24 protein-coding genes are annotated in these 23,005 nt (G+C 49.6%); 11 read left to right on the forward strand and 13 right to left on the reverse strand.

What is annotated here, in order from left to right; all coding sequences use genetic code 11:
• Positions 1–23: 23 nt before the first annotated feature.
• The 3 genes from ACFPK9_RS08375 to ACFPK9_RS08385 form a co-directional block, all read right to left on the reverse strand.
• Positions 24–1,523 (reverse strand): hypothetical protein, encoded by a 1,500-nt coding sequence (locus ACFPK9_RS08375; protein WP_377094400.1) that lies wholly within the window; start codon positions 1,521–1,523, stop codon positions 24–26.
• Positions 1,514–3,049, reverse strand: coding sequence for a c-type cytochrome (locus ACFPK9_RS08380; RefSeq protein ID WP_377094402.1), 1,536 nt, complete (start codon positions 3,047–3,049; stop codon positions 1,514–1,516). Before ACFPK9_RS08380 ends, ACFPK9_RS08375 begins: the two co-directional genes overlap by 10 nt.
• Positions 3,050–3,142: 93 nt before the next feature.
• Positions 3,143–3,922 carry a TerC family protein gene (locus ACFPK9_RS08385; protein WP_377094403.1) on the reverse strand — a complete coding sequence of 260 codons (780 nt, stop codon included), beginning with the start codon at positions 3,920–3,922 and terminating at the stop codon, positions 3,143–3,145.
• Positions 3,923–4,003: 81 nt separating this feature from the next.
• On the opposite strand from ACFPK9_RS08385, the gene ACFPK9_RS08390 reads away from it, so the two are divergent.
• From ACFPK9_RS08390 to ACFPK9_RS08400, 3 genes are read left to right on the forward strand one after another with little or no spacing between them, the layout of a single operon-like run.
• Positions 4,004–4,948: a glycosyltransferase gene (locus ACFPK9_RS08390; RefSeq protein WP_377094404.1), complete on the forward strand. Its 945-nt coding sequence runs from the start codon at positions 4,004–4,006 to the stop codon at positions 4,946–4,948.
• A gap of 60 nt (positions 4,949–5,008) precedes the next feature.
• On the forward strand, positions 5,009–5,398 hold the full coding sequence (locus ACFPK9_RS08395) for a DUF3127 domain-containing protein (RefSeq protein ID WP_377094405.1): 390 nt from the start codon (positions 5,009–5,011) through the stop codon (positions 5,396–5,398).
• A gap of 52 nt (positions 5,399–5,450) precedes the next feature.
• Complete coding sequence (locus ACFPK9_RS08400; protein ID WP_377096588.1) at positions 5,451–6,662, forward strand: BaiN/RdsA family NAD(P)/FAD-dependent oxidoreductase; 1,212 nt, start codon at positions 5,451–5,453, stop codon at positions 6,660–6,662.
• Between the two features lie 108 nt (positions 6,663–6,770).
• Here ACFPK9_RS08400 and ACFPK9_RS08405 read toward each other — a convergent pair whose 3' ends face one another.
• The 6 genes from ACFPK9_RS08405 to ACFPK9_RS08430 form a co-directional block, all read right to left on the reverse strand.
• A complete protein-coding gene (locus ACFPK9_RS08405) occupies positions 6,771–7,313 on the reverse strand; it encodes a hypothetical protein (RefSeq protein ID WP_377094406.1) in 543 nt (180 codons plus the stop codon).
• A 25-nt stretch (positions 7,314–7,338) separates the two neighbouring features.
• Positions 7,339–8,487 (reverse strand): ABC transporter permease, encoded by a 1,149-nt coding sequence (locus ACFPK9_RS08410; RefSeq protein WP_377094407.1) that lies wholly within the window; start codon positions 8,485–8,487, stop codon positions 7,339–7,341.
• A gap of 4 nt (positions 8,488–8,491) precedes the next feature.
• On the reverse strand, positions 8,492–9,628 hold the full coding sequence (locus ACFPK9_RS08415; RefSeq protein ID WP_377094408.1) for an ABC transporter permease: 1,137 nt from the start codon (positions 9,626–9,628) through the stop codon (positions 8,492–8,494).
• The gene (locus ACFPK9_RS08420; protein WP_377094410.1) at positions 9,629–10,318 is read right to left on the reverse strand and encodes an ABC transporter ATP-binding protein; all 690 of its coding nucleotides are present in this window, start codon (positions 10,316–10,318) and stop codon (positions 9,629–9,631) included. It lies immediately after the preceding gene.
• Between the two features lie 5 nt (positions 10,319–10,323).
• Positions 10,324–11,709 (reverse strand): efflux RND transporter periplasmic adaptor subunit, encoded by a 1,386-nt coding sequence (locus ACFPK9_RS08425; protein ID WP_377094411.1) that lies wholly within the window; start codon positions 11,707–11,709, stop codon positions 10,324–10,326.
• A 157-nt stretch (positions 11,710–11,866) separates the two neighbouring features.
• Positions 11,867–12,295: a hypothetical protein gene (locus ACFPK9_RS08430; RefSeq protein ID WP_377094412.1), complete on the reverse strand. Its 429-nt coding sequence runs from the start codon at positions 12,293–12,295 to the stop codon at positions 11,867–11,869.
• Between the two features lie 202 nt (positions 12,296–12,497).
• Here ACFPK9_RS08430 and ACFPK9_RS08435 point away from each other — a divergent pair, with 202 nt between their 5' ends.
• The 3 genes from ACFPK9_RS08435 (at position 12,498) to ACFPK9_RS08445 (ending at position 15,137) form a co-directional block, all read left to right on the forward strand.
• Positions 12,498–12,839 (forward strand): hypothetical protein, encoded by a 342-nt coding sequence (locus ACFPK9_RS08435; RefSeq protein WP_377094413.1) that lies wholly within the window; start codon positions 12,498–12,500, stop codon positions 12,837–12,839.
• 131 nt (positions 12,840–12,970) lie between these two features.
• The gene (locus ACFPK9_RS08440; protein ID WP_377094414.1) at positions 12,971–13,891 is read left to right on the forward strand and encodes a homoserine O-succinyltransferase; all 921 of its coding nucleotides are present in this window, start codon (positions 12,971–12,973) and stop codon (positions 13,889–13,891) included.
• 94 nt (positions 13,892–13,985) lie between these two features.
• Positions 13,986–15,137 carry an alpha-hydroxy acid oxidase gene (locus ACFPK9_RS08445; RefSeq protein WP_377094415.1) on the forward strand — a complete coding sequence of 384 codons (1,152 nt, stop codon included), beginning with the start codon at positions 13,986–13,988 and terminating at the stop codon, positions 15,135–15,137.
• A 582-nt stretch (positions 15,138–15,719) separates the two neighbouring features.
• Here the strand turns inward: ACFPK9_RS08445 and ACFPK9_RS08450 are convergent.
• On the reverse strand, positions 15,720–16,175 hold the full coding sequence (locus ACFPK9_RS08450) for a thioredoxin family protein (protein ID WP_377094416.1): 456 nt from the start codon (positions 16,173–16,175) through the stop codon (positions 15,720–15,722).
• Between the two features lie 64 nt (positions 16,176–16,239).
• Between ACFPK9_RS08450 and rdgB the strand changes: the two genes are divergently transcribed.
• Positions 16,240–16,839 carry an RdgB/HAM1 family non-canonical purine NTP pyrophosphatase gene (rdgB, locus tag ACFPK9_RS08455; RefSeq protein WP_377094417.1) on the forward strand — a complete coding sequence of 200 codons (600 nt, stop codon included), beginning with the start codon at positions 16,240–16,242 and terminating at the stop codon, positions 16,837–16,839.
• Between the two features lie 93 nt (positions 16,840–16,932).
• Positions 16,933–18,705 carry a serine/threonine protein kinase gene (locus tag ACFPK9_RS08460; protein ID WP_377094418.1) on the forward strand — a complete coding sequence of 591 codons (1,773 nt, stop codon included), beginning with the start codon at positions 16,933–16,935 and terminating at the stop codon, positions 18,703–18,705.
• Here the strand turns inward: ACFPK9_RS08460 and ACFPK9_RS08465 are convergent.
• The gene (locus ACFPK9_RS08465) at positions 18,702–18,932 is read right to left on the reverse strand and encodes a VF530 family protein (RefSeq protein WP_377094419.1); all 231 of its coding nucleotides are present in this window, start codon (positions 18,930–18,932) and stop codon (positions 18,702–18,704) included. The two genes, ACFPK9_RS08460 and ACFPK9_RS08465, sit on opposite strands and share 4 nt — an antisense overlap.
• An 83-nt stretch (positions 18,933–19,015) precedes the next feature.
• On the opposite strand from ACFPK9_RS08465, the gene ACFPK9_RS08470 reads away from it, so the two are divergent.
• Positions 19,016–20,089, forward strand: coding sequence for a metal-dependent hydrolase (locus ACFPK9_RS08470; RefSeq protein WP_377094420.1), 1,074 nt, complete (start codon positions 19,016–19,018; stop codon positions 20,087–20,089).
• On the opposite strand, the gene ACFPK9_RS08475 is transcribed toward ACFPK9_RS08470, so the two are convergent.
• Positions 20,083–20,382 (reverse strand): hypothetical protein, encoded by a 300-nt coding sequence (locus ACFPK9_RS08475; protein ID WP_377094421.1) that lies wholly within the window; start codon positions 20,380–20,382, stop codon positions 20,083–20,085. The genes ACFPK9_RS08470 and ACFPK9_RS08475 overlap by 7 nt on opposite strands.
• Before the next feature lie 51 nt (positions 20,383–20,433).
• On the opposite strand from ACFPK9_RS08475, the gene ACFPK9_RS08480 reads away from it, so the two are divergent.
• Positions 20,434–20,721 carry a hypothetical protein gene (locus ACFPK9_RS08480; RefSeq protein ID WP_377094422.1) on the forward strand — a complete coding sequence of 96 codons (288 nt, stop codon included), beginning with the start codon at positions 20,434–20,436 and terminating at the stop codon, positions 20,719–20,721.
• Positions 20,722–20,853: 132 nt separating this feature from the next.
• Here ACFPK9_RS08480 and ACFPK9_RS08485 read toward each other — a convergent pair whose 3' ends face one another.
• Positions 20,854–21,198, reverse strand: coding sequence for a hypothetical protein (locus ACFPK9_RS08485; protein WP_377094423.1), 345 nt, complete (start codon positions 21,196–21,198; stop codon positions 20,854–20,856).
• A 636-nt stretch (positions 21,199–21,834) separates the two neighbouring features.
• Here ACFPK9_RS08485 and tgt point away from each other — a divergent pair.
• Positions 21,835–23,004, forward strand: coding sequence for a tRNA guanosine(34) transglycosylase Tgt (gene tgt / locus ACFPK9_RS08490; protein WP_377094424.1), 1,170 nt, complete (start codon positions 21,835–21,837; stop codon positions 23,002–23,004).
• Position 23,005 lies beyond the last annotated feature (1 nt).

A 23,005-nucleotide genomic window follows, 5' to 3' on the forward strand; every position in this document is an offset into this window, starting at 1 on the left:
TACATTTCAATCCGTCAGACCGCTTACTCGCTAGGAATCTGATTCAGCGTGTAATAGCTGTTAGGATGCCAAAGTGGCTTGCCGTCAGCCGAGCGTAGGGCTGAGCAATCAAAGTGGTGGACGTGTCCTTGGGTCAGTGTGTCCAAAACCACGCGCACGCTCTTGCCATCTTTAGCCACCTCAGCCGAGACCACCTTTGGTCTCACCTTATCCACCTCGGGACTCCCGTAGCTTTTCTGATAAATATACGTCCATGCCGCCACTTTATAGGAAGCCACATCTGCCGCAATTTTAGGATCTACGACCTCCGTAAAGCTCAGAGTAAAGCCGTCTTTCTCCGCTTCCATGGTCAACATTTCAAAAGGAGTTACCCCCTTCCAACGCACGCGTTCGAGGCTAAATGATTTGGGACCGATCGATGCCCAGCCACGGTTCGTGCCCCCAACAAAGAGGGTTCCATCCTCCGCCAACCGCATCGGCACGATGCCGCATTGGAAACCATCGAGAAACTTCCAGACAGCTCCTTGATAGACACCGTTGACTTGCTCGAGAAACGCACGCTGCACCTGTGAGTGTGTCTGCTCACCGACTAACAGCTGGCCAGCAAATGGGCCGAACTTCCCTTCAGTCTCATCCGTGATAAGCGCTGTCGGTGATTGGCCCACCTTGCCATGCGGAATCTGAATCGCAGGTGGCACATACTCAGGAATGCGTTTCGCTTCAGTGACTATCCGTGATCCAGATTCTGGCTCTGCAGGCTGCTTCCCCATATGCGGCGCATCCTTATAGTAAATGTTCCCTGTAGGATTGCCGGTGAAACTTCCCGGCTTGAGATGCTTGATACATGAAGTGCCATTCCAGGGGCCTTGGTTATCCGTATAAAAGGCATCACCTTCCGCATTGAAACCAATACCACCCGGTGAACGGATACCCGAACATACCTCGATCGTTTCTCCCTCGGGAGTCACACGCTGCGCCCATCCACGCCACTGCGAGTTCGCTTTCGCTGAGCCCGTTAGACAATGCACAATCCATACATCGCCATTCTTATCTGGAGTCGAGCCAAAGGAATATTCGTGATAGTCTCCATTAATCCCCCACTTGTTAGATAGCACTTGGTACTCGTCATAGCGCCCGTCGCCATCGACATCTTTGATCCGTCCATAGGCATCGCGATCGGTAAAGTGCAACCAGCCCTCTTTATAGAACATACCAATTGGCTCATGCGCACCCGTGAACGCCTTTGTCCACTCCACCTTGGAGAGATCATCCGCATAAGCACCAGTGCATGTCCAGATCTCACCACGACGCGTCCCCACTGCGATCACTTGATCAGGCATTAGAGCGAGCGAGGTAATTTCTAGCACCTCACCTTTCGGAAGAGGAATCACCTCACCTTGATAGTACTGATCCTGCTGAGTATTCTTTGCTGGCAGCTTGTCGTTTTTCCTAACTTGAGCAGTGAGAGGTACTGCGAGGGCCGCAGAAAGACAGACCAAGGAGTGAAAATAATTTAGTCCCATGAGTAGTTCAAAGTAAATGTGTTGGTTCCCTTTTTCAAAGGAAGAAGAGTGTAGTAGCCCTCAGGCCCTTTTTGAATTGATTCAGTGGAGGTAACCCGCAGTTTCTTATCCACGAGCAGCTCACGAGACCCTTGCTCTGAACCAGATTTGGCGAGCAACACGGCAAGATAGGCATTTTTATCAGAAGTGATCTTCAGATGTCTCTGCATACCAGATGCATTCGGCAGAGACTTCTCCAGTATCTCAGCCTGCCCCACACGATAACGGAAGGTCGGGTAACGGTTCGTGTCTAGGCTGTAGCCTAAGTACTGCACTTTAGGAAGGTCCTGCCAGTTCACCGCCTCCTCAGCAGCGATGCGATACGGCACGCCTCCTGTCAGCGAAACCACATCTTTTGAAAGCGGATTCTCCGTACCTTGACCACGTCCCGTCCAATGTCTTCCACCGCTGATGAATTTTCCGCGCCACAGCAACTCAGGAGCACAATGCTCTGTGCTAAAGGCTGTGTTGACTCCCCCTGGATAGCCTACCCCCAGTGCTCGAGACGTCGTCCCAGTAATGAAGTTGTTATAGAGAGCTGCCTCTTTGTTCGTAGGAGTCAAATCGATCACAGGAGCAGATGGTTTCTTCCGTCTGCCTTTAGGGCGATCTGTGAGTAACTGCTTGCGAGAAATGCCAGGGCCAAACCAGCGTAATTGGAGATCAACACCACCATCTAACTGGTAATATTCTAGTTGGATTGGGTTCGCTCCCTTTTTCAATTTCACTTTTCCAATCCGCCACTCGCCCTTCGCCTCAGAAGCTGCAGCAGAAACCACTTCATTCCCAGCCACACTCAGGCGCGCGCCATCGTCTGCCATCATTTCAAAGCAATATTCAGCGTCCTCAGGTGCCACAATCTCTCCCTGCCATACTACGCCAAATTGTTTCTTCTGAGCGACATTGCGGAAACTGAATAGTCCATATGCCTCTTCTTCCACCGCGTCGGGATCGATCTGCGAGAAGTCTGGAAGCATCTCCCACTTCCCCTTGTACACCTCCATCACAATATCCTTGAGCACCTTCTCCTGCTTCGGGAATGGATACTCTTTTAGGAGTGCGTTCGCAGTCCATGGAGAGGAACGGTTTTCACTCTTCTTACGCGCAGCAACCACCTGTTTCGTCGTCACAGCTGATTCCTTATTGCCAAAGTGGCTGCGGACATAAGTCAAAACTGCCGCAATCTGTGCATCGTTCAGCGCCCCTTGAGGCGGCATCGCTAAATTGTATGTCTTGCCATTAACATCCACAGGGCCTTCCAAGCCATGCAGCAAGATTTGGATCGACCGCTCCGCAGTGCCTGAGAGCCACTCACTTTGCGCAAGTGGAGGGAAGGTGCCAGCACCCGCGCCCTCACCCATTGCGCCATGACACGCGACACAGTTCAGTTGGTAAATTTGCTTACCGTCCTCGGCAGCGAGTAGAGGGGATGCCAGCAAAACACTGCAAGCGACCACGCTCTGATGGATTTTAAGAACCAAATTCATTACACATTCATACTATAGAGGTGCGCGACTAATTGCGCAACATCACTCATCATGAATGATGAAATGCGCAACACTAGTTTCCTAACACTCCAGTTACTTTGCTGACTGCTTGGCCATCAACTTGCGCTGCAGTTTCTTTTGGTAGCGCCCCTGAATCACATCCACAGCCACCAACACACCGATCACAAAATAGAAGGTAGCCTTCGACATAGCCTCCACATGGTGCCCAAAAAACATTAGATGCGCTTTATGTCCACCTTCTGAGATTAATAAAATCCCAACGATAAAGAGAATAAACAACCCGAGCACCTCATACATACGGTTCTTCTGCAAAAAGCTAGAAACCTTATCGGCCATCCAAATCATCAACACACCACTGAAGATAATCGCTGTAATCATAATCCACGCCACCTCAGTGATCGCCATCGCACCAAGAATAGAATCAAACGAGAACACCGCATTCATCACCACAATCATGGTCACCGCTTTGGCTACTGAAGTTTTCTGCACCGCATCACCATGCGCCTCTTCTAAAGTAACCATATGCAAGACTTCCTTGATGGCAGTGTAGATGATGAAGGCTCCACCAAACAGCGTGATGATCTCACTAAAACCAAAGGAACCCGAAATTGCATGGGTATGAATCTGAAACCACGGAGCAGTCAGTTTATCCATTAAAAACATCAACACAAACAGGAGAGCAACCCGTAATACGATCGCTAACCCAATCCCCCATGTGCGCACCATTTTTTGCTTTTCCTCAGGTACTCGCTTCGACTCAATCGAAATATAAAGCAGGTTATCAAACCCTAACACGGCTTGCAGGAGAATGAGCATGAGTAGGGTGAGCAGGTTTGGAAGTATTTCAGACATAGGGATTACAGGGACATAGAGTTCGCTTTTCTAGCAGAATGATTTAAGTTGATTATACCGAATTGCAACCCTCATCTCACCGTGTACGTCCTCGTCTCCAGCGCCTATCCCCTCACCAGCCCAAAAGGCAACACCATCACCGCCAAACGCATTGTCCAATTATTAAATGATGCAGGGCATCTCGCCGAGGCCATCCATACTGACATGCCGCCGCAAGCCGACGCCATGATCGCCCTACATGCCACGAAGACCCTCATCACCAGCCAACGCTTTAAAGTCTGTAGCCCCCAAGGAAAACTCATTATCTACCTCACTGGCACCGACCTTTACAAAGACCTACCCGACAACAAACCTGAGTTTTTCGAGGCGCTCGAACTAGCGGATTACTTAGTCGTCTCCCAAAAAGCCTCACTCGCTAGCGTCCCGTCAAAGTATCGCCCTAAGGCAAGATTCGTCCCCGCTAGCGTCCTCCTGCCACCAGAACACCCATGCCCGCCTCCACCAGAGAACAGCGTTCTCCTAGCTGCGCATCTGCGCCCCGTAAAAAACCCCTTCCTCATCAATAAAGCACTCACCCTGCTCCCACAGCTCCAACTCCACGCCTTCACCCTCGGTGCCGCGCTAGACCCACAAATGGCTGAACAAGCGAACCATTGGCAAACCATCGACCGCCGCTTTCAATGGCTCAACACTCTCCCATACCCTGAAACTCTCAGCTGGATGCGCCAAGTCGATTTCACCATCAATACCTCCCACAGCGAAGGTGGCTCTAATGCCGTTGCCGAGTCGATCGCTCTCGGCACCCCAGTGCTCGCGAGCCGCATAGAAGGTAATCTAGGATTACTAGAAGACAACTACCTCGGCTACTTCGAACCAGACAGTCCGCAGAGCCTCGCAGACCTCCTTGCTCTCGCTCTTTCTGACCCAGATTTACAGGCTCAATTGCACACTCAAACCCAAAACCTACAGCATAAATTTCTCCCAGAAAAAGAAATTCAAGGATGGATTACTCTCTTCAAACACTAAATCCGTTTTTTCAGGTGATCATGCTTTGACATTCTCGAACGATTCCACGATGACTTTCTCATGTTCGAAATTAGCGGAAAGATCAAACTCATCGACGACACTCAAACCTTTAGCTCAGGCTTTACTAAACGCGAATTTGTCGTAACCACAGGCGATAAATACCCACAGGACATCAAGTTCGAAACAGTCAAAGACAAGTGTGCTTTCCTCGATAATTTCTCTGTTGGCCAAGAAGTAAACGTCAATTTCGACATCCGCGGTAACGAATACAATGGGCGTTACTACGTGAACCTCAACTGCTGGAAAATCCAAGCCGCTAGTGGGCAGTCAGGACAACAGTCTGCCCCACAAAAAGAGCCAAACTTTGATAACCCATTTGGCAATCAACAAGAACCGAGCGCTGCAGACCTCCGTTCTAATCTCGACGACGGCGACGACATCCCATTTTAGGGAGCTTCTCGCAAGTTGAGCCGCCCAACTTTCCACCCTCAATATTCCAAAACTGAATCCACCTTCCATTGCTATCATCGGTGGTGGTCCTGCGGGACTGCGCGCGGCTGAGGTGGCTGCAGAAGCTGGAGCCTCAGTCACGCTTTATGAGGCCCAGCGGTCTGTCGGTCGCAAGTTCCTCGTTGCTGGAAAAAGCGGCCTGAACCTAACCAACGGTGAAGCCTTCCCCGCATTTCTCGACTATTACGATGGCCCCGAACTCCCTAACTTTTTCTATCAAGCGCTCAGTAGCTTCGATAATGACGCCTTGCGCGCCTGGGCTGCAGGACTGGGTATAGAGACCTACGTCGCAAGCTCTGGAAAAGTCTTCCCTGTCGGCATGAAAGCCGCTCCCCTCCTACGCCGCTGGATCGAAAAGCTCCGCCGTCTCGGAGTCGATTTCAAAGTGCGTCACGAACTCACCGCCATTTCTAGTGGCACGCCACACCGTCTTGCATTCCAACACGACGCAAGCGAAGTTCACGCTCAACACGACGCCATTATCCTAGCTCTCGGTGGGGCCTCATGGCCTAGTACAGGATCTAATGGAAAATGGGTCGAACTGTTAGCGTCACTCGGGCTTCAAATCACAGCTCTGAGTTCAGCAAATTGCGGATGGGAAGTCGATTGGCCCGAAAATGTTCTAACTCAAGCCGAAGGCTTACCTCTCAAGAACATGACCGTCCATGCTGGTGAACATTCACGCCAAGGTGAGCTAGTCATCACCCGCTACGGGCTCGAAGGCGGCCCGATCTATCGACTAGGTCCAGCTATTCGCGCGATGAAATCTCCACACATCATTCTCGATCTCAAACCCACCTTCAGCGAAGAGGCATTGCTCAAAAAAATGGAATCGGCGAAACGCAACTTCCTCCACGAAGCGAAACTGCGTTGGAAGCTCAGCCCAGCCGCCCTCGCGATCATAGAACACATCCACGGTCCCTTCACGAACGCTCAATCACTCGCCCACTGCGTCAAACAATGCCGCATCCCACTCACTCGTCCCCGCCCTATCGATGAAGCCATCTCCTCCGCTGGTGGTGTCAAATGGTCGAATTTCAAAGAAGGTTTCGAACTCGAGCAACACACACACATTTACCTCGCCGGTGAAATGTTAGACTGGGAAGCGCCCACAGGAGGTTTCCTCCTGCAAGCCGCCTTCGCCACTGGTACCGCTACAGGACAAGCCGCCACAGCCAACTGTAATAACCACTTCGCAATTTAAAAAAAGAGATAGGATGAGAAGAGAGGCGAGGCATTAATCGTCACCTCTCGCAATCCCCCTATAGCTGAAGAATCAACTATAGGAGATTACGGTGAAATACTCTCTACGCTAATCTTTCTGCACGTAGATTCCCGTGATATTTACAATCATGTTTTCGTCATTGGACTCCTCAGCAACAGCTCCAAGAACAGTCACCTTACTAAGCTCTTGAATACCTCCGAGCCCACGGAAACTTTCTTTTAAAGGGCTGCCACTAGCATCGACTGCCTGCACGGTCACGATGTTTTGCTTGATAGCGTCACTATCATCACAGCACACGTCCCACGGAGTTTGACAATGATCATCTTCACCCATCAAGTCACACGAAATTAACTTCGCAGGATCTCCCAGAGTCATGATCGCACGCTTCTCAATCAGCACAGGATCTCCACCAATCAGCTTTCCACTGAAAGCAACGGCATCACCTGCTTTTGCTGAAGAGCGCAGCTCATTAATCGTAATCGCACCTTCTGGAGCCGATTCTAACAATAAACCTTGAAGGCCACCGGCCACTTCTTCTGTGGCACCAACATTAGTTTCAGCACTTGGCTTTTCTGAACAAGAAACGAGTCCAGCGAACAAGCCACATGCGAGTATGTATTTTAGTTTCATTATTGTATTTGTGTTGTTGTGAATTTTACGAAGAACGCAAGGCGCTAGGCAAGCTTGGAGCTAAACAGCGAATTGCTGGAGGTAGTGTTCCAATCGTCCCTAACAGCACCCCAGTGATCAACCCAACGCCAATCACTGACGGCGTCAGTGTCAGCGTGAAAGTGCCAATCGAAAACGGCACCGCTAAACCATCGAGGATAAAATACCCGAGGATGAAAGCCACTAAGGTGCCAGTCAGCGTCGCCAAAAGTGATTCTTGAATTAAAGAAACAAACAGCGCCTTCCGCGTGAAGCCGATCGATTGCAAAGTCGCCATTTCTCGAATACGCGCCGCAAAGGCTGCATACAGAGTATTTAAACCACCGAACAACGCACCAGCTGCGACCAAGGCCGCAGTCACCCAAGTCATCACTTTGATAGGCTCATAAAAAGTACTTAGCTTATCATAGTAGCCCTGCTCACTGATCGCTGCCAGCTCCAAGTCATTGCGCTGTAGCGTAAAGACCTCCACATCCTCAAACTCAGCTGCATCCATCCGCACAGTGACAGACGATAAAGAATCGCGCTGAGTCAGCACCGCCAAGTCATTACGGTCAAACCACACTTCAGATTCTAACACCGTCCCAGGAGCGATAAATCGCCCCGCAATTTTCAACTCAGTATCACCGAAGTAAAGTGACTCACCTACCGCGAGGTCTTCTTCTGCTACACCGAGCTTGCGATGCGCCAAATGCCCTACCATCACTTCTCCCGATTGCGGAAAGCGACCGTCGATTAACTGCACCGAACGATGCACTAACAGAGCATTCTCTAACACACCGCGCAGCAATGCTTGGCTTTCCTTGCCCTGAGCTATGTGGAGGGGAGCTTGATAAAAAATCTCACCCGACACCGCACTCACACCGAGCACTTCTTGTAAGCCTCGAACAGAAGTCGCCACAGCAGATTCAGCAGACAAAGGAACCTCGGACCGCTCAATCGATTCCTCGGAGCCCTTACCCATCAGAATCACATTTTTCGTCGATCCTGAATTCTCTAAAACCGAATTCATCCCTTCGTTCAAAGCCACTGCCGCTATCAATAAGAGCACAACCAAGGCCGCGCCTCCCACAGTCTGTAACAGACGCGCTGGATCGCGGAACAAATTCCTTAATGCATAAGTAAATGGTAACATGATCTTAGCTATTGAGTGATTGAACTAATGGACGAGATGTCGCTTTCCACGCGGGATATAGCGATGCCAACAAACCGAGCGCCAGAGCTACTAACAAGCCGCTCATCACCACATTGAGCGATGGAGACAGAGCTAAGGTTAATCCCTCATTGCCAAGCGTAAATGCCTTCCACTTGAAAAACAAAGCAGCTCCTAACACCCCTAACAAACCTCCGACCAAACCTAACAGCGCCCCTTCATTCACCACCATAAAACCAATGTCTTTACGCGTGAATCCCAAGGTCTGAAGAATCGCAGTCTCTTTCACCCGACCGCGCACAATCAGTAACACAGCATTCGCGACCAATCCTAACACCGCTACCACAGCACCGATCCCTAGCCAGCGGGTAAAACCAATCAACTCTATCATCTGCTTTGCCGTCTCTGCAAAAAATGCTTTCTCTGGACGCGTATTCGTAGGCTGCTGGTCAGAAGCGAATGTCTCATCGATCTTCGCCGCCACTGCATCTAACATCTCTGCAGATTCCACTTTCACATTAAACTGTGTCACCACCCCCAAGCCCACCCGAGAGGCTTGTTGAAGGAACGGTAAATGCACATAGGCCACATTTTGGTCCTGCGGTTGATCCGAAGTGATAATCCCAGCCACGTAGACATTGATGCCAACAGCCTCGAAATTGTCACCCGCCTTCAGCCCTCGGCGCGCCGCAAAATGCTCACCAACCAAGGCCGCATCACTTCGCTTACTAAAGTCCTCAAAGCTCCCGCTAATCACTTCCATGTCAGGGCTATATTGTTTCAGCGTCTCTGGCGGCACCCCGCGAAAGGTAATCACATCGAGAGAAGCCCCACAGTTATTCACCGTGATCTGAATGGGAATCACTTCGCGCACTCCTTCGATCCGTTTAATCGTCGGCGCGTAGTGCTCCGGTAAACGTGAGGTCATCGGACAAAAGCGATTCTCCCTGTACACCACCAAGGTTGTATCATCAGCATTCATCTTCGTTGCTGTTGAGAGGGAATACTGCATCGTCTGCACAGCGGTGTAGAGAAACATACCTGCCGCCACTCCGAAAATGGTCAGCAACGACCGCAGCCGGTGCCTTACAAGATTCTTCCAAGCTAATACTAACAGTTTCATTTAGTGCGTCAGCAAATGCCCCTCGTTTACAAATTTCCCTTTCTCTAACTGCAATGCTCGGTGCGCTGCAGCAGAGGCTTTCGGATCATGCGTCACCATCACGATAGTTTTGTCGTGTTGCTCAGCAAGATTGTTAAGCAATCTCAAAATAGAATCAGCCGATTCACGATCAAGATCACCAGTTGGCTCATCCGCCACTAACATCTCGGGGTCGTGCACAATCGCTCGAGCAATTGCTACCCGTTGCTCCTGCCCTCCAGAGAGTTCAGACGGACGGTGCTGAGCACGATTCGCCAACCCGACCAGATCCAGCGCAGCCATGATTTTTTCTTTCCGCTCAGCCTTCGTCCATTTTCCTAACAATAACGGCAACTCGACATTCTCATAGGCAGATAAAATCGGCACCAGATGATACAGCTGGAAAATGTAACCCACATGCTTCGCCCGCCAATTAGTAAGTTGAGTGCGTGACAAATGAGCAATATCTTTGCCATTGATTTCGACACTTCCAGAAGTCGGCGTGTCTATCCCTGCAATGATATTGAGCAAAGTCGTTTTACCCGACCCAGAAGGACCCATCAGCGAGAGAAATTCCCCGCGTTCGACTTCCAGTGAAAGATCCTCCAGCGGAGTAATCACTTCCTTATTTTTATGAAAAGATTTTGTAAGATTTTGAATTGAAATAAACATCGTTTTTATTGGTTTGTTTTTACACGGACGCCCTCGGCCAGATCCGTATGCGGCGGCAAGATCACTTGCTCACCTGATTTTAATCCTGAAATGACCAACTGGTGGTCATCGCGAGTACTCGATCCGAGCTCGATACGGCGCAACTCAGCACGCCCTTCTGGGCTCAGTACCCATACTTGGTTCTCATCGAACACTGCCTGCTGCGGCACGTAGAGTGAAAGGCGACCACTAGAGACACCGGATTCCACCTTCTTAGTTGTCGCAGTTAGAGCAAAGAATTTCGCGCGCACGAGCATGTCTGGACGCAAGCGAATATCGGGATCTTGAATCGCCACTTTCGCCTGCAAAGTATTTCGTTGGAGATCTGCCTGACCGCTAATGCGCGTCACTGTCCCCTTGAAAACTTTGTTGGCCAACAAATCGCTCACCATTTCCACCTCTTGGCCGACCACCAATCCTGCAGCCTCAGTCAGTGGCACATCAATCCGCGCCTGTAGCTTTTGAGGATCGTACAGTTCAACGATCACTGCCGATGTCGGATCGTCCATGTTCAGCATCCGCTTTTTCCCAGGAGCCGCATGCAAATGAAGCACAACAGCATCCATCGGCGCGTACACCTTCGTTCGATCCAGAGCCAATTTCGCTTCAGCCTTCATCACTTCATACTCCTTTAAAGTAGCCTCCATCGAACCCTGCTCAGCATGAATCTGTTCAATTTTGGCTTCTAACTCAGGCAACTCAGCTTGAGCCTGAGCCACTACAGCTTCGTGCCTCGTCACAGTAAAACGGGCAGCCACGATACTCTGCTCGGACACAGCATTGCTGCCTATGTTTTCAAGCCTTTGCAAATTATCGCGCTCCTGTGATAACAAGGCAGTCCCAGCTTCGATCTTTTTCTTTGCCGCCTCAATTTGCGCGTTGATTATTGGCACTGCCATACAATGAGCATCAATTTTCTTTTGCATGCTTTCATATTTTTTCTCAGCAGCTTGATATACGAGCTCCTGCTCATCCGAGATCAACTCAGCGAGAAGTTGTCCCTTCTCTACTGTATCGCCCTCGAGCACGTGCACCTTATCGATAATCCCGTTCACCAGTGCTGGCACATAGGTAATGTAAGGATCTGGCTCTACCCAGCCAGATGCCTGGAACAGCATTTCACCTTTACCACCACTATTCTGAGCGAACTGTACTCCACCTTGATCTTCTGAGCGCAACGTCTCAACTGGCATAGTATCCACCTCAATCGCTGGCAACATCCTGTCACCAAAGAGTAAGGCGAGAATCAGCACGAAGCCCACGAGTAAGCCGACCGGCAGCATCCATGCATAAGAACGCTTCGCCTTCCCCTCTTGAGTTTCGCCCTTTTTTGTTAATAAATCTAAAGACATGTATTTTTTGAATTCGTCGCATCGCGACATTGTTTGAATAAGAAATGTGTAAACCACACATGATCAGGACCTCACAAACACTCCAACAGGAGCGCTAGTCCAAGCAACAAAAACGCAAGCCTCCACCACTCAGCAGGACTTGCGCAAATTCAAAAAACTAAAGTAAATACACCGAATGCCTTTGATACAAAGGTGCTGCACTAGCAATCGGTAAGTCGGGGCTACCGCGAATCGGAGCCAAGCTCTCGAGCTCAAAACTATCAACCAGGAGAAATTCCACCGGGAGCATTTCTCCTAACTCAGAAGCCTCAGAAAAATGGAAAGTCTCAGTCTGTACGAACTCGCCGGAGTCAAACATCAAACTTACAAAACAATCGTCAGACACATCCGAAGTCTTGCAGGGCTGCTCGTCTTCCAGCGGGCAGCAAGTATCACACTCAAACTCGACAACCTGCTCTTCCACACATTCACAATCAATCAAAGTGAATGACTCGAGGCATAGGCAATAATTAAACGCAGGGTGCTTCAATGTGATCAGCAGAGCCATCACACCAAGCAGAAATACACCTGTCAGTTTTTTTGCCATTTCTCTCATAAGAGGGCTTTAAACTCTCATCTATTCCCCCGATTGTCAATTTCCACATCGCATACCGATGATAAACCATGCCTCCTCTCCTTGGAAATACGCGATGAGCCGTCCGCATGAGTAACTAATAAATACCCCATTGAGATAGGCTTGCACTCTGAATTTTTCGCTCGTATAAGTCGCGAACAAACAAACTATTCTCATGCAGCCATACATTTACAGCATTATCCACATCGTAGGCATTCTTCTCACTTTCATGGGCTTCGCCTATGGAATGAAACAATGGAGCAAAGGCGCAGCGATCGCCCACGGCACAGGCTTAGTGCTTATCCTAGTCTCAGGCTTCGGATTAATTTCTAAAAAATACAATAACGAGCTCCAAACCTGGATGTTCGTCAAGCTAGCCATCTGGCTCGCTCTTGGAGGCGCCATCGTATTAGTAAAACGCCGCGTCGTCACAGGCGTCGCCGCGTGGGCTATCCAGCTCGGTCTCGGAGCTGCTGCCGCTTGGACCGTCTACCATGGCATCAGCCTACTCGGCTAAGCTTCTTGCCAAGCCCCTTTAATTTCTAAATCGCAGCTCCAAAGACAGAGCTGCGATTTTTTTTGCTCTCCCCCTGCACTCTCAATGGCCATTGACTAATTCCATGCACAAAGCTATGCGGTGACTAGCACATGCCGATTAAAGTTCCAGACACACTCCCAGCTCGGGAAGCGCTCCACTCCGAAGGCATCGACTTGATCGATAGCTCTACAGCTTCGCGCCAAGACATCCGCCCAATGCGAGTCCTGCTCTTGAACTTGATGCCTAAAAAGGTCCAAACGGAAATCCAATACGCGCGACTATTAGGAGCTTCACCGCTGCAAGTAGAACTCACCTTGATGACTACTGCCAGCTACCAGCCGCGCAATACCGGACAAGACCACCTCATCGAATTCTATCGAACCCTCGATGACATTCGCGACGAATACTTCGATGCCCTCATCATCACTGGTGCGCCTATCGAGACACTTCCTTTTACTGAAGTAAAATATTGGGAAGAACTCAGCGAGATCATTGAATGGTCACGTAGCCATGTCTTCCGCCGACTCGGAATCTGCTGGGGAGCGCAAGCACTTCTCAAAGTACTCCACGGCGTAGAAAAATATGACATGGGCAAAAAGCTCTTCGGCGTCTACGACCACAATCTCGAACCCGGCTGCGCCTCTAGGCTCATGCAGGGATTTATCGATCGCTTCCCGATGCCGGTTTCGCGCTACACCGCCAACAACGCCAACGACATCGAATCCGCAGGCCTCCAAATCCTCGCCCGCTCAGAGGAATCTGGCGTCGCCATGGCGCGCTGCAAACAAACCGGTGATCTATTTATACTGAATCATTTAGAATACGATGCCGATACCCTCGGCCAAGAATACTGGCGCGACAAACAAGCCGGCATCGACACCAAGCCGCCAGAACACTACTTCCCTGACAATGATGACTCGAAAGAGCCTATCAATCGCTGGCGACCCTATGCATTCTTGCTCTTCAATAACTGGATTAACGAACTTTACCAAGACACTCCATTTGATCTCTCAAGCATCAAAAATGCCTGAACCCGTCACTGCCATCAATGTGGAAATAACGTAGTAACATGATGAAATAATCTATAGGCAGTCTCACCGATTCCCTATATAAGCACCGAACAAAATGAAAGACTTCTTCGATTCACGTTTCCCTTCTGTGGAAGCCCTCCGCACTCAGGCAAAAAAACGCATGCCTGGCTTCGCTTTCGATTACCTTGATGGTGGTTGCTTTTCCGAAATTAACCTCAGCCGCAACACCGATGAAATTCGTGAAGTGCAGCTCCAGCCCTACTACCTCCGCAACTACCCAGGCGCATCTCAGGAAGTAGAACTATTCGGAGAAACCTATGATGCCCCATTCGGCATGGCTCCCGTCGGCCTCCAAGGCCTGATGTGGCCAAACTGCTGTGAAATCCTCGCCCAAGCTGCGAAGGACCACAACATCCCCTTCGTCCTTTCCACCGTCGGCACAGCCAGTATCGAAAAGATTGCCGAAATCACTGAAGGAAAATTCTGGTTCCAGCTCTACCATCCAGCTGAAGACGATCTCCGCGATAAACTTCTCGAGCGCGCATGGGCTGCAGGCTGCCGCACCCTCGTCATCCTCGCAGACACCCCTACTTTTGCCTATCGCCCGAAAGAGATCAAAAATGGTCTCTCAATTCCGCCGCGCATGACCGCACGCAACATTTTCCAAATGTGCACCCACCCCACTTGGTCCTTCAGCCAGCTTTTCGCTGGAGCCCCCGAGTTCCAAACCATGAAGCAATACATTCCAAAAGGTCTCAACATGAAGCACCTCGGTCTCTTCATGAACAAAACCTTCTCCGGACGCCTCAGTGAAGATAAAATCCAAGCACTGCGCGACAAATGGCAGGGCAACATCGTCATCAAAGGTATCGTCAACCCTGAAGACGCAGAAGTCGCAATCAAGCACGGTCTCGAAGGACTCATCGTTTCAAACCACGGTGGTCGTCAGCTTGACTCCGGCCAATCCACGATCAAGCCACTTCAAGCTCTCGCACCTGAATTCAAAGGCCGCATCAAGATCATGATGGACTCCGGTATCCGTTCAGGTCCAGACATCGCTAACGCGCTCGCCTCTGGCGCCGACTTCACCTTCCTCGGCCGCACACCGATGTACGGCGTCGGTGCTCTCGGCAAAAAAGGAGGTCATCACACCTTCACCATGCTCAAGCGCCAGCTCCAGCAGGTCATGGAACAAGTCGCTTGCGAACGCATCGAAGACTTCCCTAAGCATCTGATTCACGAATAAGCACACTGACTCATTGACGAATCAGCTTTTTAAGCTAAGCTCATCAGCCCTACCCGAAAGGTGTAGGGCTTTTTCTTTCATTATAAAAAAGCTAACAATCTCCGATGATAACCATAGGCTTGGAATTGGCCATAGGCCTAAGGTTCATCATCTAGCACCGGCCTCACAGCTGATGCACTCAGCGGTCATGCTCACCCAGAATGTGTTTTGTGGTGAAGTCACTTTCTAATACCGAGCATGACCGCCATTTTGAACCACTTCTCAAAATGAGACCACTTCGCAATTAAAAAGAGACAAATAACGGTGCAATTTGTTAAAAATTTAAGGCTCAATGAAGAAGCGATGCCAGCATTGTGACTGAAGATAAACGTAGATTTATCAACAAAGAGCCCACACCACTTTTCTCTCACATAGCGCAATCCTTCACCCCCAAAAAAATCATTTGTCTCTTTTGGAATGCGGTTTGATATAAGGAGGGCATGCGCTCTCCCAAGCACACACCCTCCTACCACGTTTACTACACAATGAAATTTCGTTGTAAAAGCAGCTTGTATGCTTTCCAAGCTGCCCTTTGTGACTATTTTAAAACATATCTTTGATCCGCAACTGGCGCTCAAGCTCACCTAACATTTTTTCTACAGTGTTGAACTGAGAAGCACTAAATCTAGAAAACTCTTTCCCTTGAGGGTCTAACAACACAACTGTCGGCACGCCAGTAACCTCATATTCATCGAGCACCTTCTCGTTCTTTTTACTCAGCTCCTTATCCCCTTGCGGAATATCTATTTTCACTAAGATGTAATGCTCCTGCGCCTTCTCTAGAAATTCCTTCTTAGAAAAGACCTTCTTATCCATCATGATACACGGTGGACACCAGTCCGACCCCGTAAACTCTACAAAAATTGGCTTCTTCTCCGTTTCACTCAGCTTCAATGCCTCTGGGATGCTCTTTAACCAAGCATCAGCAGAGAACACGCTAGTAACTGAAACCACGAAGCTCATCATCGTCACCAAAAAAGTCTTACTTAAGCTCATCATACCTATAAGCGGTTTGAGAACTGGTTTTTATTCCCATTTCTTTAAAATCGTGCAAAACAATCCCATGCCTCCAATAAAAAGTATCCTCATAGCCACCGGCAACTCCCACAAAACCGAAGAAATCGCTGCCATCCTCGGTTCTCAATATTCTGTCGAAGATCTCGCGGGGAAAGATTTCCCAAAGGTCGAAGAAACTGGCACCACCTTTCTCGAAAATGCCACCCTTAAAGCAGTCGAAATTAGTAAACTCACCGACCAATGGGTACTCTCAGACGATTCAGGCCTTGAAGTCGATGCCCTTAACGGCGAACCAGGCGTTTACTCCGCACGCTATGCTGGTGAAGAAGGTAATGACGCGGCCAACAATGAAAAACTTCTAACTGAACTCGCTAAGTTTCCAACTAACGTCCCGCGTACAGCACGCTTCCGCTGTGTGATCGTTATTGCAAAAAACGGTGAGCGACTCGCCCACTTTTCAGGTGCTGTAGAAGGCACTATCATCTCACAACACTGCGGCCAAGGCGGCTTCGGGTATGATCCTCTCTTCATGCCTGACGGCTTTGAAGAAACATTTGCTCAGCTCTCTCTTGAGACTAAAAATAGCTTAAGCCATCGCTCTCGAGCTCTCGAGCTCGCCCAACCATGGATCTCTGAAAATATTTAACTCTATTTCACTATCAAAATTTGCGTTTCTTCTATTCTCTGCACAGAAAAGCTGACACACTGAGATAACAATCCCCCAATAATCTAAGAGACCATGGACGAAGAAAGGTACGAATTCACCCGTATCATTGGCAAAGGCCGCACTGGCGGCGTCTACGAAGCCACTGATCACCAACTTGAGCGTAAAGTCGCTATACGTCGATTTTACAGTGCTAAGGGTGACACTTCAGTAAATGGTTGGGAAGAAACCTTTACAAACCTCACACATAATCTCAGCAGCCTCCTACATCCGAATTTACTGGGAATTCTCGAAGCTGGAGTCGATGAAGACGGCGCCTACTTGATTTATCCATTCATCGAAGGCGACACACTCTCTAAACATGTCGATAAAGGGCCACTTGAAGAAACGGAAGTTTACGAAATGGCCGCACAGCTGTTGGATGCCCTACAGCTTGCCCACAACAATGGTTTTATCCACGGAGCCATGTCTACCGGGTCGATTACTCTCACACCAAGAGCCCGTGGTGGATACACTGCCATCATCAACGACCTAGGCCTCTCTAGACTAGCTCCATTGATTCAAGGCATCGAATCAGCCTATGCTCGAATGGCAGATCCAGTCATCATGCCGCCGGAAATGTTTGAGGATAAAGAAGCGACCTCACAATCAGATCTTTATATGCTAGGGCATCTCATCTACCTAAGTTTGATAGGTGGTCACCCATTTGCTGAAATCGACCTCGCTGAACTCAGCCGAGCCCACCGTGATGGCACACTTCCCCCCATCACCGATTACCGGTCCGATCTCTGCCCCAAGTTCATCGAGTGGATTGCCAAGCTTACTGAAAGTAATGTAAAAAAACGATTTTCTGGAGCTTCTGAGGCCTTGCACAGGCTTCCTACACTTACTCCCAAAGAACAACGTAATAGCTCTCGAACAGCTCCCCCTCAACTCGTTGTCCCTAAACTGCCCAACAAAATTATCCACACCGCAACCGTCGAAACCCTCCCAGTTTACATTCCTACAAAAAAAAGTGGCACGAAGCTAATGATCGCTATCGGCAGCTTTGCCGCTATCCTGCTCATCGGACTTGTTGCTCTCATGGGTTCAGGAAATAATAGCTCAAAGCCTGTAACTCTAGCCGATAACCAGCAAACAGCAGGAAATTCTACTCCTGCCACGACACTCGATAAAGATAAGCTCGTGCCTGTGAATAACACTCCTAGCTCAGGAGTTGAAGAGACATCGCTCCCCCCCATCTTAAGTGAAAGGAAAATTGTACGCTACTCGAACCCTCTGAATGCCCCCATCGGCAAACCACTCTTAAATATCACAAATACCCAATGCGATGACTGGATCGTGTATCAGGGCAAATCACTAACCAAAGAAACTAGCTCTCACCCCAAGGGCGACATCATCCAAACCACCTCCAACATCGGTTCATTCGTCCATCTCAAAAAACCAATCGGTTTAGTTAGATTTCATCAAATAGGTGTCAAGCGTGACAAAGTCCCAGCTCTCCACGCCAACACCAAACATTGTGATCTCGACCCCGGCGAAGGTTGGAAAGTCAAACTTGTAGCTCCAGACACACTCGCCAACCAAAAAATCCAAGTCCAAACTCATTTCACTACTTGGAACTGTGATGGCATTATCACCTATAAAGACAACAATGGTAAAATCATAGGAAAACCCAAACGTTATGGCTCAGAGCGCACCAATACCTCCTTTGGAACCTCAGACATCCTATCTAACTTAGAACCCAACGAAGAGTTCTTTATCGAAATCACCGCCAGTGAACCAAAGTCCGGCGATAACCTAGGACTCTCCCTCAACGGATTGAAAATAAAAATCCTAGATCTCTAACGGACTTCGAGAAAGTGCCGATAGAGTGTCTCCACTTTCGCTCTCGCCCACGGAGTTTTACGTAAAAACTTCAAGCTCGATTTCACACTCGGATCCTTCGCGAAACAATTAATCCGAATCCGGCAAGCCATATCTTCCCAACCATAGTATTCGACTAACTCGATTAGCATCGTTTCTAGCTTCACTCCATGTAATGGATCATTCGGGTGCTCTCGCTTCTCGCTCATTACTGAAGAACATCCTTCATCTTTAGTTCACTGTCACTCTCTAACCATTTGTTTCTTGGGAAACATACTGTAACATCGCCCTCGTGGACTCTATCACCCAAGCAGCACTCGGCGGACTTTGTGGCGAACTCGTTCTGCGCCGCCAACTCGGCTGGAAAGGTGCCCTCTGGGGCGTTTTCTTCGGCACAGTCCCCGATCTAGACATTTTTATGGCCCCTTGGCTCGATGCCATGGACAGCCTGCGTAACCACCGTAGCCTCTCTCATTCTCTCTTCCTCATGCTACTGCTGAGCCCAGTTTTCGGCAATTTACTCAGTAAATTACATGTATCTCTGACACACCGGCGCGCCACAGCCTTCGTCCTACTCACTTGGTTCACTCACGTCCTCATTGACTGCTTCAACAGCTACGGCACCCAGGTCTTAGAACCCTTCAGCGATTACCGAGTCGCATTCGGTAATATGGCCATTGCCGACCTTTTCTTCACCATCCCTATCTTACTCGGAAACCTGCTCTGCCTCTTCTGCCAACGCGATGGGAAAACACGCACTTGGATCACCTGGACCACCACCACTTGGATTTCTTGCTACGCTCTTCTCAGCGTGGTTTTTCTCAACCTCTCAAAATCACAATTCGAACAGCGCTTAAGCAGTAAAAATATCCAACACACAGACATGCTCGTCTCCCCCACCCTCAGCAACATCTTCCTCTGGCGCATGCTCGCACGCGACGACTCCCACTACTATATCACCTATTGGTCCATCTTTGACTCTGCCTCCCGGGCTTCACCCATTCACATAATCGAACGCCATCCAGAAAGCGCCAAACCCTTCCACCACTCAAAAGCCTTCGACACCCTCGACTGGTTCAGCAAAGGTTGGTGGAAGGCATTCCCTGACCCCGCGCAAGCCAATAGCATCTACTTCGTCGACCTTCGCTTCGGTGAAATGCAAAATTTCAATGCCGACCCCATCATCCGTGCCACCCCATTCATGTGGAAACTTACGCTTAAACCAGACGGAACCATTACCGATTCAAAAACTCGTATGCGCGATGGTATCGATACCAAAGCCGCACTTAGGGCCCTAAAAGAACGCGTCATGGGCAGAGCGCCCCAATGGGATGATGGCGTTTGGCCATGGCAGCTCACTCAGTAAGTATAGCGCGCGTAATTTTCATAATAGTACAACGCGCCTGCACCTAGAACGATCAACGAGATCAAAAACAAAAAACACGCGTGGTGCCGCGAAAGTGGTTTCGCAAAATACAGTATCGGGCCAATCAATAAGCCAGCTCCACCAAGCGAAAGCAAATACCCCAGTACCAACAAAACCGGGTGCGCAACCTGACGTTGGTACTGAGCCACCGGCGGACGCATCTGCATCGCATTTTGCATCTGCATCCTTGCCAACTCATCAGAGCTACGCTTCCTTTCTGGTATCTTTGCCATCCTGACAATGAGATTTCCCAAGCAAACACAAGATGTAAATCACCAATCACTATGACCGCTGCCGAGCTTCTTAAATCTGCCCATTCAGATAAACCAATGCCGCAAGACCTAATCCCCGCTCACCAAGCCCTTTGGCTAGAACAAGCAGGTGAATGGCACCGCGCTCACGATATGTGCGATTCCATACCAGACCCAGCCGGCTCTTGGATCCACGCCTACCTCCATCGCGTCGAAGGCGACCTGCCAAATGCCTCATATTGGTACCACCGCGCTGGCAAAGAAATGCCGAGCTATTCACTTGAACAAGAATGGCTCCAGCTCGTGGACGCCCTCGCTTAAAAACCACTCAAAACAAGCGAGACTCTCAAAAAACGAGCCTGAGGCACCACACCTCAGGCTCGTTCCGTCCTCGGCAAAGGACATTCAACACATATCTATGGCTTAAAAATTCATCTTTAAAAGAAGCTGGTATTAGGCCGCCTGTTCAGCAGTAAGCCCGGCATAACCAGCACGTTTCGCACTATCCTCAAGAGCTCGCAGCAGAGCTTCTCGAGCCCGCACTCCTGGCGCATCGAGCACCTCGGCGTATGTCTTCTTGTAATCCTCCAGCGCTACCACGCTGTAGTCACGATTCGGATTCGTCAGCTGTAAAACCACATCCACCAGCAAACCTGGCTCTTCCGCCAAGATCGGTAATAGATTGCGCACCAGCAAACCTGGCCCAATCGTCTCTTTTACGGTGAGCTCCACCAGAAGCTCTACCTCATCGGCCACCACAGCAGCCTCGTTCTTTGTCCATTCAAGTAAAGTTGTCATAATAGTAATAAGTTGTTACGAGTGCTCACACGCACCCATTTGTTAAAATTAAAAATATTAATATGCTATCTTAAGGATATTTCATCCAGAAGATTTCACGGACTCATCAGAGTCAATTTGGTTAAAGTGAAAGATCATTTTCTGATCCAGATCTTAGACATCGAAAACCGCAATCCACTGCTCGCGTTCTTCAGTTTGTCTCATTCGTAAACTCGTTGTGGGCATTCCTTACTGGATTCAAGACATAAAAAAACTCGCTTCCAGTCTTGGAAAGCGAGCCACATTGAATTCGTATCTATTGTAAATACTGGGTTATGCAGCTCGCGTCCCTCCTTTCTGCTGAAAGGACCAAATAAAGGAAATCATCTGAATGCCTGTAAACATAGCACCATGAGACTTCCCGGAGGAAATCTTGCAAATGGATGAATGGATAATGTTGGCGTTCATGGATGATTTCGTTAAATCTGTTCAAGAACTAGTCTCAACTTTCATAAAGCGCAACACTAAAGTTATACTTTCACGTAATTACTCTGTCATAACCGCTGCGAAAATCACCCAATTTAAAGTTATAGCACTCAATTTGAACCGCGTATTTCTTGACCAAAGCTACATCACCAGTGACTAATTAACCCATCAATGTTCAAGCTTCTCAAGACCGACGAAAAGACTAAGGCGCGCCGCGGAGAACTCACCACCGCACACGGCGTCGTCCAGACTCCCATCTTCATGCCCGTCGGCACCCAAGGTACCGTCAAGACCCTCCACCCCGATGACCTCATCGATCTCGGCTCGCAAATCATCCTGGGCAATACCTACCACCTCAATCTCCGCCCGGGTCTCGATGTCATCCGCGCTGCTCAGGGCCTCCATAAATTTTCCAGCTGGGACATGCCCATCCTCACCGACTCCGGTGGCTTCCAAGTCTGGTCACTCGCTAAGCTACGTAAAATTACCGAAGAAGGTGTCGCTTTTGCCAACCACCTCGATGGCTCTAAAATGATGCTATCGCCCGAATCCAGCATGGAAATCCAAGCCACCCTCGGCTCAGACATCGCCATGCTCTTCGACGAATGCCCCCCCTACCCCTGCGATGAAAAATACGCCGCAGACTCGCTAGCACTCACCACCCGCTGGGCAAAACGCTGTAAAGAGTGGCACGTAGCTAATCGCGAAAAAATCGTCCCTTGGCAGCAAGACAACAGCCTTATCGCCAACTCTACCGCGGTGAACCGCCAGCTCGCCTTCGGCATTGTCCAAGGCTCCATCTACGCTGACCTACGTGAACAATCCGCAAAAGAACTCATAGACATCGGCTTCGATGGCTACGCCGTTGGAGGCATTTCCGTAGGTGAACCGGAACACGAAATGATCCGCGCCATCGACAACGCAGTCCCACACCTCCCCGAAGACAAACCACGCTACGCCATGGGCCTTGGCACTCCTCCACAGATGCTCGAAATGATCGCCCGAGGTGTCGACATGTTCGACTGCGTCATGCCAACCCGTGTCGCCCGCCACGGACTCGCCTTTACCTTTGACGGCCCCATCCATATCAAAAATAAGGAATTCGAACTCGATCAGCGGCCACTCACTGAAACCACGCACCCCAGCGTATCCCGCTTCTCACGCAGCTACATCCGTCACCTCTGGCGAGCCAAGGAAATGCTCGCTTTAAGATTGCTTTCCTTCCACAATCTGCATTTTTACCTACAGCTCATGGAGCAAGCGCGCGAAGCGATCGAAGCCGGTACCTTCACCGAGTTCAAAGACGCATTCATCGCCCGCTACACAGCAAATTCTAAATAAG

The sequence above is a fragment of the Rubritalea spongiae genome (genome assembly GCF_042652385.1).
Taxonomy (GTDB): domain Bacteria; phylum Verrucomicrobiota; class Verrucomicrobiia; order Verrucomicrobiales; family Akkermansiaceae; genus Rubritalea; species Rubritalea spongiae.